The organism is Nostoc sp. (assembly GCF_036919615.1).
Taxonomy (GTDB): Bacteria; Cyanobacteriota; Cyanobacteriia; order Cyanobacteriales; family Nostocaceae; genus Nostoc.
Window position 1 is genome coordinate 44274 of the sequence record NZ_JBALCN010000015.1, and the last position, 15754, is coordinate 60027.

Sequence of the window (15754 nt, forward strand, 5' to 3'; positions counted from 1 at the left end):
TTTGTAAGCCTATACAAGTATTTGGGTAAAACGGGTGTGAGCAAAACGAGCGGGTATGGTGCTGTTGAGCAAACCTATAATCAAATTATCGTTTCAGCGATCGCCTTATGCGACAATTGGTGCTTTACAGCGATCAAATTATCGCAGCAAATCAGCAGGTGGATTGGTATCTGCTTCAACTATTAGGCACGACTACCGCACGCATTGGCTATATTTCCTCGTCAAGCGATCCAAAACGTCAGTACTTTACGGTAAAACAACAGTACTATCAACAGTATGATCTCGAACTCGCGCTCTACGTTGAACTCGATGTGGCATACAAAGCTGACCTTCTTGAACCCTTGTTCGCCTGTGATGCAATTCATTTATCTGGCGGTAATACCTATTACTTCTTATACTGGCTCCAGCAACGCAGTTTGATGGAACGGCTCCGGCACTATGCTCTCCATCAAGGCATATTAATTGGCATTTCAGCTGGAGCAATTATGGTCACACCGCAGGTATCCTCGGCGCGGCTGTGTGGTGATGCACCGTATGCACCGCTTGCTACCTACCAGGGATTAGGTTTAGTAGACTTTGCGTTTGTGCCGCATGTGCAGGATACATCAGAGGATTATGCCCGTATGCAGGCATATGCCAACCACCAGCAACGAGTGCTATACGGTTGTCATGATGGGGATGGGATTGTAGTCACTGGTGAAACGGTTACGTTGGTTGGTAATGTTGTAAGCATGACACCAAAAAGTGCATGAGTTCGGTGACTATGCCTAAAATCTGTTCAATTTCTGGCGCTATCTGAAGTTACCTGAAATACTCTGTAAATAAGCTTTTTGATCGGAAGTTCATTAGCGATCGCAGCCCCACACTTTGGGCATTTGGAAAGTAGCCGCAAAAGGAAGCTCAAACTAACTGCGTCCACAAGTTATAAAGTATGTGTAAATAAAACAGCGAGTATGTTGAGAAGAAAATCTGTATGACAAGCTCCCAAGAAACCGTAACTAGTAACGAATCCATTAATGAGCTAATCGCCGAGACGACAAGCATCAACCATCTGGAGGTAATTGAAAATGTCATTGATTCTTTGGAACAAGACGACAGTGCAATGGTTAGCCGCACTCCAGAGGGTGGTTATCTCTGGAAGTTTAAGTACGGAAGTGTGCAAGTCTTTGTCCAACTCAACGGCACAACCGATGAAGACACCATAACTGTTTGGTCTGCGGTGCTAAATTTACCTGCTAAAGATGAACCCAAGTTGATGCGGTATCTTTTGGAATTAAACTGCTCCAGTACTTTTGAAGCGCGTTTTGGTATTATTGAAAACCGAGTGGTTGTGATCTCAACACGCACTTTAGCGGAATTATCTCCTGGCGAAGTGTCTCGGCTGATTACCATTGTGGCAACGATCGCTGATAATAATGATGAAGCTTTACAAACTGAATTTGGTGCTACTTGACTAATCGCTTCAGTTAGTAGTTTTGAGTGGTAAGTTATATAAACTTTTTAATTCAAAACTCCTAACTCCAAATTCCTAACTCCTAACTTTTAACTCCCAACTCCTAATACCAATTTTAAAAAAGAGTGCGACACATAGTTAGGTGAAAGTCAGTCTGGGTAGGACTTTCTCAATCCAAAATCTAAAATCTAAAATCCAAAATGGTATAACTTTTGAATTCTAAAGTGTGGCGACTAATTCCTTTGCTAGAGGCGGCTGGCAATGTGCAGATGGCGATTGACCGCTGGTTACTAGAACAGCACCAGTCGGGAAAACATCCGCCAACTCTGCGCTTTTATACCTGGTCGCCACCTGCCATTTCTCTCGGCTATCATCAACGCCAATACCCTGAATATTGGCAACATTTAACTTGGCTTGGGCAAAAACTGGATTTAGTGCGGCGTCCTACTGGTGGACGGGCGGTGCTACACCAAGGTGATTTAACTTACGCTATAGTCACATCTGGACTGACGGGTAGTCGCGTCCAGGTGTACGAAAAAATTTGTGAGTTTTTGATTCAAGGGTGGCGATCGCTCGGCGTAGAATTAAATTACGGTACGGCTGGGCGAGGTTATATCCACAACCCTAACTGTTTTAGTACCGCGACCAGTGCAGATTTAGTTTTGCCAGATGGTGCCAAACTCATTGGTAGCGCTCAACTGCGACGTAATGGCGTAATTTTACAACATGGTTCAATCCGTTTACAACCGGATGCTGAACTGTTTGCTCAAGTATTTGGTACAGAATCTTTTACGACGGTACTACTGCCTCAAAGTCTGAGTATGGAAAAGATTATTGCAGCTTTAATTACCGCAGCTAGTAATTGTTTTGATATGCAGATAGAGGTGAAACCCCTCTCACAATCTGAGTGGGAGGAAATTTTGGCGAAACCGATTTCAGAGGCTAATTCTCAGCTCATTTGATCGGATAGAAAGAGAACATAATTTAAAAATGAGCACAAATTCAGTTCCTAAACAAATCATTGCAATGGGCGGTGGAGGCTTTTCAATGGAACCTGAAAACCCTCTGCTGGATCGATATATCCTGGGAATTATCCAAAAAGAAAAGACCAAAGATTTGTTTTATTCCTACAGCAAGTGGTGATTCTGACAAATATATTGTAAAATTCTACTCGGCTTTTGTGCAGCTTTTATGTCAGCCATCTCATTTGTCCTTGTTTAACCCATTTACATCCGACTTTAGGTCTTTTGTTCTTGAGCAGGACATTTTGGGGCATATTCTGCTAATACAATTGCCATCACTGCTAAATGCCAAGAGTGTTCGGCATTATTTTTTTGGCATGAACCATCAGTGAGTAGAGTTTGCCAGATCACCTGTTTGAGTCGATCAATCTTGATGATCAACTGAATTTGTTGAGTCAGCCGATTGATTTGCACCTAAATTTCTAGTTTTGATTGTGGGTGGGGTTGACTGGATTTTGAACTTTAGGTGATTATCTCAATCATTCCAGGGAATCTGCAAAGACTTTTTTCTGCATACCAATTAAAAAGCGCCTGGGAGTGTTGCCGTGTTTCCACCCCAAACGCTTTTTATTTCTAACTTGCTCCTCACACAAATAAATAGTATCACTGCTTCTATCAAAAGGTGAGTATAGTGAGTGACACTTTCAAAACTGCACCTCTAATTTAATTTCTGATCCCATTTCACTAAATTCCTGCAACAAATACCTTGGAAACGCTATGACAAGCAATCTAATCTTTATTTTTCTATATATAAATTAAAAAATGCCTGGGAGTGTTGCCGTGTTTCCACCCCAGGCATTTTTTATTCTCAACTTGCTCCTCACACACAAATAAATAATATCACTACATCTATCAAATGGCAAGTATTTTGAGTGACACTTCTAAAATTGCCCAAGTAATCCAATTTCTGAAAAATTAAAAAGCGCTTGGGAGTGTTGCCGTGTTTCCACCCCAGGCACTTCTTAATTTTTAACTTGCTCCTCACACACGACTCTACGATATCACTGCCTCTATCAAAGGGCAAGTATTTTGTGTGACACTTTAAAAACTGCACACTTTACGGTCAATAATTTAGTGTAAAAAGTGACGTACACCAGTTAAGACCATCACCAAACCCAGTTCGTTAGCAGCTTTAATTGAATCTTTATCGCGCAAGCTTCCCCCTGGTTGGACAATGGCTGTAATTCCAGCTGCTGATGCTGTTCTGACTGAATCATCAAAGGGGAAGAATCCATCACTGGCGAGAATTGCACCTTTGGCTTTTTCTCCAGCTTGTTCTAGGGCAATTTTAACTGAGCCAACGCGGTTCATTTGACCAGCACCCACTCCTAGTGTAGTGCGATCGCCTGTGACAACAATGGCATTAGATTTAACATGTTTGCAAACTTTCCAAGCAAACAGCAATTCTGCTAATTCGTTGGTGGTGGGTTGACGTTCGGTGACTACTTGCCATTGACTGGTATCAGCAATGATGTCATCACTAGCTTGGACAAGGAAACCACCTGCGATCGCTTTCACTGTATCCTTAGGGCCACTGCTCAAATCAGGTAGAGTTAAAACCCGCACGTTAGATTTCTTGGCAAGGATTTTTTGAGCTTCTGCATCACAACTTGGTGCAACCACACATTCTAAAAATGTTTTAGTTAACTCGCTAGCTGTAGCCGCATCAATCGGATGGTTGAGTGCGACAATCCCACCGAAGGCAGAAGTAGAATCAGCATTAAAAGCTTTTTGGTACGCTTCTGAAATAGTACTTCCTAGTGCCGTACCACAGGGATTTGTATGTTTGATAATCGTTGCTACTGGGGTATCAGCGAATTCAGCAATAATTCGGCGTGCGGCTTCTAAATCAACTAAGTTATTGTAACTAAGTTCTTTGCCTTGTAGTTTCGTAGCAGCTGCCCATCCCGTCGGGGTAGTACCAATTTGATACCAGGCAGCAGGTTGATGGGGATTCTCGCCGTAACGCAGAGATTGCAATTGTGTGCCGCTAAAGATGTACTGCTGTGACTCTGCGAGGTAAGATGCGAACTGACAAGTCAGCGCTTGCGCTATCGCTTGATCATAACTAGCAGTGTGCGAAAATCCTTTTAATGCCGCCTTTTGGCGAAACTCTAGGGATGCTTCCCCGTTATTTTGGCGCAATTCCTCCAAATACTCGTCATATTGTGCTGGATCGGATAATACTGTCAGATGGGCGAAGTTTTTCGATGATGCCCGTAGCATAGCAGGGCCACCAATATCAATTTGCTCAACCGCTTGGGATAATGTCACCCCTGGTTTAGCAATAGTTTCCTCAAAAGGATATAAATTCACCACCACTAAATCAATCGGGCGAATTTGGTTATTTTCTAAATCTGTAATATCTTGGGGAACATCTCGCCGGGCCAAAATCCCACCATGAATCCGGGGATGCAGCGTTTTGACTCGGCCACCTAAAATTTCTGGAGAACCTGTGTAATCTGCAACTTTGGTAACTGGGAGTCCCGCATCTTTGAGGGCTTGGGCTGTTCCCCCACTGCTGATTAAATCAAAGTCAAATTCTTCAACCAAGCTACGGGCTAGATCAATTAAACCAGTTTTGTTAGATACACTCAGCAGGGCTAGACGCGCCATTGATAAATTCCTTAAAAGTAGGCTCAAAGCGAAGGATCTCAAGTTTTGCATAACCCTTGCTTAACTTCAAGGCCATTAGTAATGATAACCTTAATAACTAAATCTCCACTCGAAAGGTATATAATCATGAGATATAAATCTTTCATTACTCGCTACGCCCGTTACATTGAATCACGGGGGGTTTTCTCTAAAGTTTGTGCAGAGGTTAAAGGTGAAGAATTTTCACTCTCTAAAAGGTTGGAAAATTTTCTTTCAGCATTTAGTGGTCAAGATAAACCATTATTCAAGCTCTGTCAGGCATCATCTTATACCGATCATCTGATTAAAGTGTTACGCGCACGTAAGCGATTAGAAGGAAGTTGTAATGCTAGAGCGATCGCTGTCACATCTAATGGTATTGAAAGTCTTGCTGCTCAATTCTTCGGTGTGGAACCTGAACCAGATACTAGAGCCAAGTTAATAAAATCATTGGGACAAGCATATTGCAAGGCTAAACATTCAAAGGATGATGAGCCACTCGATCTAGATGCAGAAATTCGTTTGGTGTTCAAGAAACTCTTGGGAGGACTACCGTCTGCTTTTAAAGAACAAGCACAACATCTAGCTGAAAAACCAACTCTAGGTCAATACTCCCATTTTCTTTTTCAGGAGAATGTGACGGACTTCTACAACCCAATGGGTGAAATTAGCAAGGCTGAGGCGATTGCATCTATTGAAGATAACGACGTATTACTTGAGTTCTTTGGAGGCAACCCTGTTACACGAATTGCCGATTGTATTAATGAAATCAATCCCGATAAGGCAACAATTCCTCTGCGACAAGTACACGAGGCAGCAGTATTTGCTGGTATAACTGCTGCTCAAGTCGGTAAAATTAACGTCCTAGCTTTGGAAGGGAATCCGGGTATTGGTAAAACCACTGCTGTGATGAAATTTCTCAAACAGCAGACTCAAGGTTTCTTATTTTTGTATCTCAGTCCGCGAGTTGTCATTAATCGAGATGTCACCGACAAACTTGCTAGAGACAACAATCGTCCCACTGGGATATTAACCATCACTAGTAATAAAAATTTGATTGTTGCAGCTCCTGAATGGTATAAAAAACAGGTTGAGGAAAACAATTTTCCATCTCACTGTATCGACAGTGCTGTTGTTGTCGATGGTATTGAAAAACTCACACTTCCTGATAGCAATATCTTCTTTCTCAATCCAGAACAAGAACATGATATTGATTGCAATATAGTCGGCTCGACTCGGTTTAAACGCCGTCTTAACGAAAGGGATTACAGCGTAGAATCCCTTAACAGTCCAGGTGTATTGGGTACTATAGCAAAGTCAGCCCAAATATTGCTCGAAGCCAATCCCAAGGTTAATCAACTGGTGATGACTGCTGCTATCCAAGGTTATCGGACGCTCAACGATCAATCAACCACAGTTAACGCCTTCAGCAATTTGTTTGCAAAAAAAGCTGATACTAAGCCTGGAAAAAAGGAACGTTCAGAATTTGCAGCGCGGATTCCCACTAAAGTTGTCATGGTAGATGAACTCGCTGGTGATGGTGCAGGAGCGCCCTTTGTCCGTAAGTTAGCAGAATAGTTGGAACAGCAATTTATTAAACCTTTTGATACAAATCCATCTCCGTTTAAAATTGTGCTGATTCTTGCCGATGCCTCACTCAGCAATGAAGTTGTGTTGGATAGATTCTTGAATTCAGGCGATCGCGCTCCTGATAAAGTACTAATAAGTCAGAGTCGAGGTGAAGCACCGTTTCGGGTGACAGGCACTTGTACAAAAATTGGCCTCAAAAAACACCCAACGCTACACGTCATGACAAATAGCTATCCCGCCAGTCAACTCAGTATTGATTATAGTATTAGGCTGTCGCCCATTAAACCAGGTCAAAACAGTGACGGCACAGAGCAGACAATTAGACAAGCAATTCGAGAAAAATCAGAAGAGGAATCGCTAACAAATGCCTACTTATAAATCAAAGGTGGGTTACAACATGGAGCAGAGTAGTTAATTTTCTTTGCTCAGAATAAAGCTTTTCTACGTCAGTTGCAGGAAAAATTAACCACTGGTAAAGAAGCTCTCCTACACAGAGAACAGGTGGAGGTTTTGGATCAAAGTGTATCACCCGATCAGCGATTGAAATTAGTAAAGCCGCCACGACGAGATGAAGTCCGAGTTTTTCTCATGACTTCTTCAGGCACAAGAGGTATTTCTTTCCCCAAAACAGATTGGATTATAGCTGCAATTCCCCGATTTAATATCGAAGCCGCTTTAATGGAAGTCGCGCAATTAATTTACCGGGGTCGAGGAATGTATACAAATCCAGAAACCGGAATAGAAGTTTCTGGAGATAACAAAGATAGACGGTTAGTTATGCTAATCAATGATTTCATCATTGAAAGAGAGGATATTGACTCCAAAAGATTATGGCTGCGTCAGTCCAGCGATTTATTGACTTTGCTGGTAATGTTACGCTCCACAATTTACACTCGCATCAAAGGTGATGCAGGACTTAATAAAAATCGAATTGCATTTGTACCCGTTGGCTCTGTTGGGGATGAAGAATTATTGCGTTTGATGTCTGATGATTTATTAGACTTCTTGCGTGAAGCCAAAGTTTTTATCAGTGATAGTCACCCTCAAGAAGCAAAAGCAATTGTGAAAAGGGCGGAGCAGTTAACTGCAAACATCTTTAAACATTTTGACTTAAGAGGTCAATCATTAGACAAAAATACTAAGTCGTATGCAAATTATCAAACTTTACAAGCTTTGGTCAAAGCTGTCTCTAGGATTTCGAGCCGATTATTGCCATCTTTAGACAATGATGCGCTACAGATACCAGATAGTCTAACTTGTATAGGCCCTTACTGGATTGAAGACTGGAGCGATCGCCAAACTGAAGAAATATTTAGCTTTGAAGCATGGAAAGATGATATTAAAGAAAATAGCCGTCGTCTTTTAGGATCACTAAAAGAAATTGCCGAAAGCAACAAGTTCAAATTTCCCTCAAAACTCAAACGTCCTGCCAACGAACTGTATAAACTATTGAGTCGGGAACAAGAGGGATTTGTTATTGAATCTTCCACACGTCAAGCATTGAAAACTAAAAACATAGTTATTGGCTTACCTCTGGATTATCCCCATTTCTGGAATGAACAATCAGAAGATGACATCCGCCAACAGGTATTAGAAGATCCGCAAACTTGGAGAAGTGCGTTAGGACGTTCTTTAACTCCTCAAGGCTTAATCATACCTGTAGTACCTCACTATCGAACATTTCCTTGGGTAGCTGTGGCAGGTAGACGGATTTTTACACAATTAGAAACAGTTTTTAGCGATCGCTACTTCATGGCATCCAATGAATTGAATCTTCTGAATACCATCCTGCTTGAAGATGAAGCAGATAAGTAGTAAGACAAAATTAATTACACAAATTTCAACCTGAAACCCTTATGTAGCCTAAAACCTGATGTGTAAATATTTCTGTCCAATTACTTAACAAATAGTTAATGTACGCTTAGAAATTACTTAGCGCTCATAGAGTTTTTACTGTAATCTTTAATAGCATAAGCTTTCATAGTTTTGAGCCATTGGAGAGTTTTTTCGTCTCTTTCTAAGATTCGCATTGCGGTGATAAATGACTGACAAGAGCCGTTATATCATGTCTGGTAAATCACCCATAATATAAATCTAGGTGCATTATTGGTGCAATCGCAATGCCAAAACGAGTAACAATCGAGCCACATCTGAGCTTAGAAGAGTTGGAGAACGGTTATCGCCAAGCCAAAGAGCAAGTAAAGCGTATACATCACCAAATAATCTGGTTGTTAGCTAAAGGCATACGGACTCAAGAGGTGGTAGCAATTAGATGCTATAGCCGTAGTTGGATTTATGAGTTGGTTTGGGGCTACAATTGTATTGGAGCGCAAACTTTAGGAGACCAATGTATCTCAAATCAAGGAAGTAGCGAACCACTTTTAGATAATATGATGTACAACAAGCGTTATTGTGGCAGGCATTACAAGCGGCTCCAGCACTTATGAGGGCACTGGAATGGTAGAAAGGTAGCAGACTGGATTGCTGATTTAATTGGTCGTACCGTTAGTCGTCAACGAGGATGGGAATCTCTTAAACAATGCGTTTTCGTCTAAGAGTACCTCGACCAGAGCATAGAGAGTCCAGCCTTGAAGAACAGGCTGAGTGGAAAAAAAATTTGGTAACCAAAGTCGAATATATGAAAAGTATGCAAAGATATTTGTTTAAATATAGACATCTAAGTAAATATTCGGTATTGTAGTGGTTATCGGGTTATTTAGATATTTCCTATTTTCAAGCTAAATATCCACGAGCAATAACCCACAACTAGGATATAAAGATTCCTTCTCCTCTGATCTGTCAAGTGTTCCCTCTTTTCAAGCTACTTAAGACTTACGCATTGACAAACCAAATAAATTATGAGCTGTGGTTTTCAGGCATTCAAGCTTGATTTTTATACTATTTTTCAGCGGTACTTACGGTTTTAACTGCCCTACGTTACTGATGAAGGATGATTGAAATACTCCTGAAACTAGTTGTTTTTGTGAATCCACATGCTCAGGAAATTGTACAGTGCCTAAGACTTAGATAGTCCGAGATAGTTAGAGAAGTGCTACGTAAAAGCCAATCAAAGGGGGAATCTTCAAAGAAAAATTCCTAACCTCAAGAGTCACATGAAAGAATGTCGAAACGTCAACATTTGGCGAATTTTTGTGTGCTCAAACAGCATTAACTGCAACTTGAGAACTTAATTTACTCAAAACAATCGATTTAGGTAGGAAAAAGTTATGGCAAATATCATTGGAACCAACGGGAATGATACCCTACTGGGCACTAACGGCGCCGATACAATTAATGGTAATAGTGATATTACTGCTCCAGTTAATGAGGACAACGATATTCTGACTGGTGGCGGTGGCAAGGATACATTTGTCTACGGCTTTAACTATTACTATGGTGGTAGCAACACTGATACTATTACTGATTTTGGTGGCGTAAGTAAGGGCATAAATCCCTCAGCAGCAGTCATTGCCGAAGTGGATACCATCCAATTCCAAGGCTATAATTTGACTGCCCAAAATCTTCTGCTTACTCAAAACGGCAGCAATCTGGAAATCACCTTTGAAGAAGTGGTTAATGCAAAAGTCATCCTTAAAAACTTCAAATTAGAAAACCTAGATAATCTGCCAGCAACTTCTTCACGGCCTGCTATTGGCAATATCCTGTTTGATGGACAAACCAGCATCACCAAAAGTTTTGATGTATTTGATGCCAACTCTACTCAAACTAACCTGTCCAACAATAACACAGTGACATTCCTCAATGACCTATCCAACAACATTACAGGTTTAGACAACTCTAATGATGTGGTGAATGGTCAGGGAGGTAATGATAAAATCGACGGCTTGAGTGGTAACGACCTGCTACGCGGTAGTACAGGCAATGATACTCTCATTGGTGGTAAAGGGGATGACTCCCTCAACGGTGGTGAAGGGAATGACTTACTTAAGGGTGGTGAAGGGGATGATTCACTTGAGGGTGGTGAAGGGGATGACCTATTGTCGGGTGATGCAGGCAATGACACCCTTCTTGGTGGTACGGACAATGACACCCTTCTTGGTGGTACTGGCGACGATCGCTTAATTGTTGGTTCTTCAAATCTTGATTTTCTAGGAGGCAATCAGCTGCTCTCTGGGGATGATGGTAACGATACTCTCTCTGCCTCAGGCTATGAAACTCGCAGCAGTGGGAACAACTATTACTCCTCTGGTAACAACACCCTCAACGGTGGCGCTGGTGACGATTACTTGATTGTTAACTTTTCAAAAGGCAATAACCTGCTGAATGGTGGTGACGGTAACGATACGTTCTTCAAGAACTACAGTGGCAATGATACGATTGATGGAGGTAAAGGTGACGATTTGCTGTCCTATGACACCAGCGATGGTTTCTACGATATTACCGGGGGAATCACTTCGACTTTTAATCCTACTACTAACATTGGCTCAATTAAGCTAGGCACGAACCGGGTTAGCTACAAAAATATCGAACGATTAAATATCTCAGGTACATCCTACGATGACAATATTGTGGGGAGCAACGGCAATGATACGCTTGGTGCAGGCAGTAATGGCAATGATACTATATATGGGGGAATAGGTGACGATTTGTTGCTCGTCGCTTACAGCAATGCTACCGGGGGAATTGCTTCGACAGATGGGGGAATAGGTGATGATTTGTTGCTCGTCGATGACAGCTCTGCTAGCGGGGGAATTACAACGACATTTAATTCTACTACTAATATTGGCTCAATTAAGGCAGGCAAGAGTCAGGTTAACTACAAGAATATCGAGCGATTAAATATTTCAGGTACATTCTATGATGACTTGATTGTGGGCAACAATGGCAACGATACGCTCGATCCGGGCAGGAGTGGAAATGATACGATAGATGGGGGAAAAGGTGACGATTTGTTGAGGTTTTATAACTATGCTGACGAGGGAATCAAAACGACATTCAATGCTATTACTAATACTGGAACAATTACGGCAGGCACGAGTCGGGTTAGCTACAAGAATATCGAGCGATTAAATATCTCAGGTACATCCTACAATGACAATCTTGTGGGGAGCAATGGCAATGATACGCTCGATCCGGGCGACAATGGCAATGATACGATAGATGGAGGCACAGGTGACGATTTGTTGTCCTATACCCCCAATGGTATCGAGGGAATCACTTCAACTTTCGATGCTACCACTAATACTGGCTTAATTACAGAGGGGATAAATCGGATTAGCTACAAGAATATTGAACGATTAAATATCTCAGGTACAGAGTCCAATGACAATATTGTGGGGAGCAGTGGCAACGATACGATAATAGGAAACTATAGTTTCGTTGTCGGGTATCGTGAACTTGAAACCATTGAGGTTATTAGTGGCAATGACACAATAGATGGAGGTAAAGGTGAAGATTTGTTGATCGTCCATGACGGGGGTGGTAGCAAAGGAATCACTTCAACTTTCAATGCCACCACTAACTCTGGCTCAATTACGGATGGCACGAATCGGGTTAGCTACAAAAATATCGAACGATTAGATATCATAGGTACAAATTTCGATGACTTGATAGTGGGGAGCAATGGGGATGATACTATCAACGGTGGTAGTGGCAATGATATCCTCATAGGTGGCAAGGGTAATGATAGCCTAATTGGAGGATCTGGTATTGATACCTTTGCTTTCAATAGTTTCAATCAAGGTATTGATAGACTTGATGACTTCAACACTACTAATGAACTGATTCGGGTAACGGCTGCTGGTTTTGGTGGCGGATTATCAATCGGTTCACTTCAGACAAATCAGTTTACCCTCGGAGCATCTGCAACCACTAGCACTCAGCGATTTATTTACAACAACATTACAGGTGCATTGTTCTTTGATAAAGATGGCAGTGCGAATGCCTTTACTCAGGTACAATTTGCACAACTATCGGCTGGGTTGTCACTAACCAAAAACAATTTTGTGGTTGTTTAATCGTGATTAGCACTTTATCACTCTAAGCAGAGAAAATAGAAAATGGTCGGATTGCCAGGTATCTGAAATAGCAACTTGCATCCGATTCATCAATGCAATTATAGCGATCGCACCAACAGTTGATACCATTTCACACAAACCCTGATAACTAGCGATCAGCAAATAATATAAAGATTATGCAAAGATATTTCTTTAAATATAGACATTTAAGTAAATATTCGGTATCTATTTATTATCGGGTTATTTAGATATTTCCTATTTTCAAGCTAAACACCCACGGGCAATAGCCCACAACAAAGGCATAGAGATTTCTTCTCTTATGCCCTGTCAAATGTTCCCTATTTTCAAGCTAGTAAGACTTACGCATTGACAAATCAGCTAAATTATCACCTGTGAGTTTCAGGCATTCAAGCTTGATTTTTACACTCTTTTTCAGCGATGCCTACGGTAAATGCTTGCCTGGGTTACTGATGAAGAATGATTAAAAGAAGCCTGAAGCTATTTGTTTTTGTGAATCCACATGCTGATGAATTTGTACAGTGCTTAAGACTTAGATAGTCCGAGATAGTGTGGTAAGTACTACTTGCAAGCCAATCAAAAAGTGACATGAAAGGATGTCGAAATGTCAACATTTGGCGAATTTTTCTGCCCGAAAACAGCACTAACAGCAACTTGAGAACTGAATTTACTCAAAACAATCGATTTAGGTAGGAAAAAGCTATGGCAAATATCATTGGAACTAATGGTAACGATACGCTACTGGGTACTAACAGCGCGGATACGATTAATGGTAAAGCCGGCAACGATACCATCACAGCTAATCAGGGCAACGACACCCTGACTGGTGGCGGTGGTAAGGATAAATTTGTTTACAACTACAGTTTCAGCGAGGGCACTGATACTATCACTGATTTCGGTGGGGTAGGTAAAGGAATAAACCCGACAGCAGCAGTGATTGCCGAAGTGGATACCATTAAATTCCAAGGGGATGGATTGACTGCCCGAAATCTGCTGCTCACCCAGAATGGTAAGAATCTGGAAATCACCTTTGAATACTTTGATACCAAAGTTATACTCCAAAACTTCAAATTAGAAAATTTGGAGAATCTGAAAGCTTCTGGAGCAAAACCAGCTGTTGGTAATATCCTGTTTTATGGGCAAACTAGCATCACTGACAGTTTTAATGTCCTGGATGCCAACTCCACTGAAACGAGCATCGGCATCAAGAACACGGTGACTTTCCTGAATGACCTTGACAATAATATTACAGGTTTAAACAACTCAGATGATGTGGTGAATGGTCAAGGAGGTAATGACAAAATCAACGGCTTAAGTGGCAACGACTTGCTGCGCGGTGGTGCAGGGAATGATACCCTCGTTGGTGGTGCGGGGAGTGATACCCTCGTTGGTGGTGCGGGGAATAACACCCTCGTTGGTGACGCTGGTAATGATAGCCTCTATGTTGACTATTCAACAGGCAATAACTTACTCTTTGGAGGCGTTGGTGACGATCGCTTGAGTGCTGAGGCTTCAAAAGGCAATAACCTACTTAATGGTGGCGATGGCAATGATTATCTTTCGGCCTCTGGCAACTCGTCGTTCTACAACACAGAGCCGGAGGCCCCCGACGATCCCTCCTTAGGCAATAACACCCTCAATGGTGGTGCTGGTGACGATCGCTTGTATGCTAGCTATTCATCAGGCGATAACCTACTTAATGGTGGCGATGGCAATGATGATCTTTTTGTCTCTGGCACCAACGGTAGATACGACGCATCCACTTCTGGCAATAATACCCTCAACGGCGGCGCTGGTGACGATCGCTTGTATGCTTTCGTGTCAACAGGTAATAATCTACTCTCTGGAGGCGATGGAAACGATACGATAGATGGGAGCCTTAGTGGCAATGATACGATAGATGGAGGAACAGGTGATGACTTATTGTACTATAATAAGGATGTTTCTCCCTTGTATGAGTATGAGCCTCTCTACGGAATCACAACGACATTTAATGCTACTACTAACATTGGCTCAGTTACAGTAGGCCCGAATCGGGCTAGTTACAAAAATATCGAACGATTATATATCTTTGGTACAGAATACAATGACAATATTGTGGGGACCAATGGCAACGATACGATAGATGGGAGCCTTGGTGGCAATGATATGATCGATGGAGGTAAAGGTGACGATTTATTGTCCATCAATAAATATGGCAATTCTATCAAGAGAATCACTTCGACATTCAATGCTACTACTAACATTGGCTCAATTACGGATGGCACGAATCGGGTTAGCTACAAAAATATCGAACGATTAAATATCATAGGTTCAAATTTCGATGACTTGATTGTGGGGAGCAATGGAAATGATACTCTCAACGGTGGTAGTGGCAATGATATTCTCATAGGCGGCAAGGGTAATGATAGCTTTGCTTTCAATAGTTTCAATGAAGGCATTGATAGACTTGATGACTTCAACGCCACTAATGAACTTATTCAAGTATTGGCTGATGGTTTTGGTGGCGGGTTATCAATCGGTTCACTTCAGACAAGTCAGTTTACCCTCGGAGCATCTGCAACCACTAGCACTCAGCGATTTATTTACAACAATATTACAGGTGCATTGTTCTTTGACCAAGATGGCAGTGCAAGTGCTTTTACTCAGGTACAATTTGCACAATTATCGGCTGGGTTGTCACTAACCAAAAACAATTTTGCAGTTGTTGCTTTACCCGACCCACATTTTGAGTTTGAAAACACGCCCTAGCCCTTTCAAACTATCTCTTTAACAAACAAGACCTAGTACACATCAGCGGAAATAAACTACCCATTCAAAATTGCTCAAAGTCGCGAAATTCGAGCTTTTTGACTTTTGACTTTTGACTTTTGCGTAGCGGTACTAGCCTTTTTTCTAGGTTTTCTTGCCTGCGACTTCGTGAGAGGATTGACCCAGTATTTAAACAAAGCTTAAGCATACTGTTTTTAAATACATCGTAGATCCCCAATTCCATAGGAGTGGCTAACAGTGGTAAATAGCGAACTGAAGAATAAAGTAGCCTTGATTACTGGCGCAAA

Annotated in this window: 12 protein-coding genes and 2 pseudogenes; 11 read left to right on the plus strand and 3 right to left on the minus strand. The window is 41.7% G+C overall.

What is annotated here, in order from left to right:
- The first annotated feature begins 107 nt into the window (after positions 1-107).
- From V7K48_RS06290 to V7K48_RS34890, 5 genes and pseudogenes are all read left to right on the plus strand, one after another.
- Positions 108-752 carry a Type 1 glutamine amidotransferase-like domain-containing protein gene (locus tag V7K48_RS06290; protein ID WP_335070627.1) on the plus strand — a complete coding sequence of 215 codons (645 nt, stop codon included), beginning with the start codon at positions 108-110 and terminating at the stop codon, positions 750-752.
- A gap of 221 nt (positions 753-973) precedes the next feature.
- A complete protein-coding gene (locus tag V7K48_RS06295) occupies positions 974-1453 on the plus strand; it encodes a YbjN domain-containing protein (RefSeq protein ID WP_335070629.1) in 480 nt (159 codons plus the stop codon).
- A gap of 269 nt (positions 1454-1722) precedes the next feature.
- Complete coding sequence (locus V7K48_RS06300; protein ID WP_335070676.1) at positions 1723-2415, plus strand: lipoate--protein ligase family protein; 693 nt, start codon at positions 1723-1725, stop codon at positions 2413-2415.
- 28 nt (positions 2416-2443) lie between these two features.
- Positions 2444-2596 (plus strand): hypothetical protein, encoded by a 153-nt coding sequence (locus tag V7K48_RS06305; protein WP_335070631.1) that lies wholly within the window; start codon positions 2444-2446, stop codon positions 2594-2596.
- Positions 2577-2663: pseudogene (locus V7K48_RS34890) on the plus strand (hypothetical protein); the annotation flags it as partial. The gene V7K48_RS06305 and the pseudogene V7K48_RS34890, both read left to right, overlap by 20 nt.
- A gap of 28 nt (positions 2664-2691) precedes the next feature.
- On the opposite strand, the gene V7K48_RS06310 reads toward V7K48_RS34890, so the two are convergent.
- On the minus strand, positions 2692-2889 hold the full coding sequence (locus tag V7K48_RS06310) for an HD domain-containing protein (protein ID WP_335070633.1): 198 nt from the start codon (positions 2887-2889) through the stop codon (positions 2692-2694).
- Between the two features lie 657 nt (positions 2890-3546).
- Positions 3547-5091 (minus strand): bifunctional phosphoribosylaminoimidazolecarboxamide formyltransferase/IMP cyclohydrolase, encoded by a 1545-nt coding sequence (gene purH / locus V7K48_RS06315; protein ID WP_335070635.1) that lies wholly within the window; start codon positions 5089-5091, stop codon positions 3547-3549.
- Positions 5092-5217: 126 nt separating this feature from the next.
- Here purH and V7K48_RS06320 point away from each other — a divergent pair, with 126 nt between their 5' ends.
- The 5 genes and pseudogenes from V7K48_RS06320 to V7K48_RS06340 all read left to right on the plus strand — a co-directional run.
- On the plus strand, positions 5218-6687 hold the full coding sequence (locus V7K48_RS06320; RefSeq protein WP_335070637.1) for a hypothetical protein: 1470 nt from the start codon (positions 5218-5220) through the stop codon (positions 6685-6687).
- On the plus strand, positions 6688-7077 hold the full coding sequence (locus V7K48_RS06325) for a hypothetical protein (protein WP_335070639.1): 390 nt from the start codon (positions 6688-6690) through the stop codon (positions 7075-7077). It begins immediately after the preceding gene.
- A 36-nt stretch (positions 7078-7113) separates the two neighbouring features.
- Positions 7114-8514, plus strand: coding sequence for a helicase-related protein (locus tag V7K48_RS06330; protein ID WP_335070678.1), 1401 nt, complete (start codon positions 7114-7116; stop codon positions 8512-8514).
- Between the two features lie 305 nt (positions 8515-8819).
- On the plus strand, positions 8820-9146 hold the full coding sequence (locus V7K48_RS06335; protein ID WP_335070641.1) for a hypothetical protein: 327 nt from the start codon (positions 8820-8822) through the stop codon (positions 9144-9146).
- Positions 9147-9926: 780 nt separating this feature from the next.
- Positions 9927-12677 (plus strand): annotated as a pseudogene (locus V7K48_RS06340) (beta strand repeat-containing protein); the annotation flags it as partial.
- A gap of 6 nt (positions 12678-12683) precedes the next feature.
- Here the strand turns inward: V7K48_RS06340 and V7K48_RS06345 are convergent.
- Positions 12684-12806 carry a hypothetical protein gene (locus V7K48_RS06345; RefSeq protein ID WP_335070645.1) on the minus strand — a complete coding sequence of 41 codons (123 nt, stop codon included), beginning with the start codon at positions 12804-12806 and terminating at the stop codon, positions 12684-12686.
- A 591-nt stretch (positions 12807-13397) separates the two neighbouring features.
- On the opposite strand from V7K48_RS06345, the gene V7K48_RS06350 reads away from it, so the two are divergent.
- Positions 13398-15446, plus strand: coding sequence for a calcium-binding protein (locus V7K48_RS06350; protein WP_335070647.1), 2049 nt, complete (start codon positions 13398-13400; stop codon positions 15444-15446).
- The last annotated feature ends 308 nt before the right edge of the window (positions 15447-15754 follow it).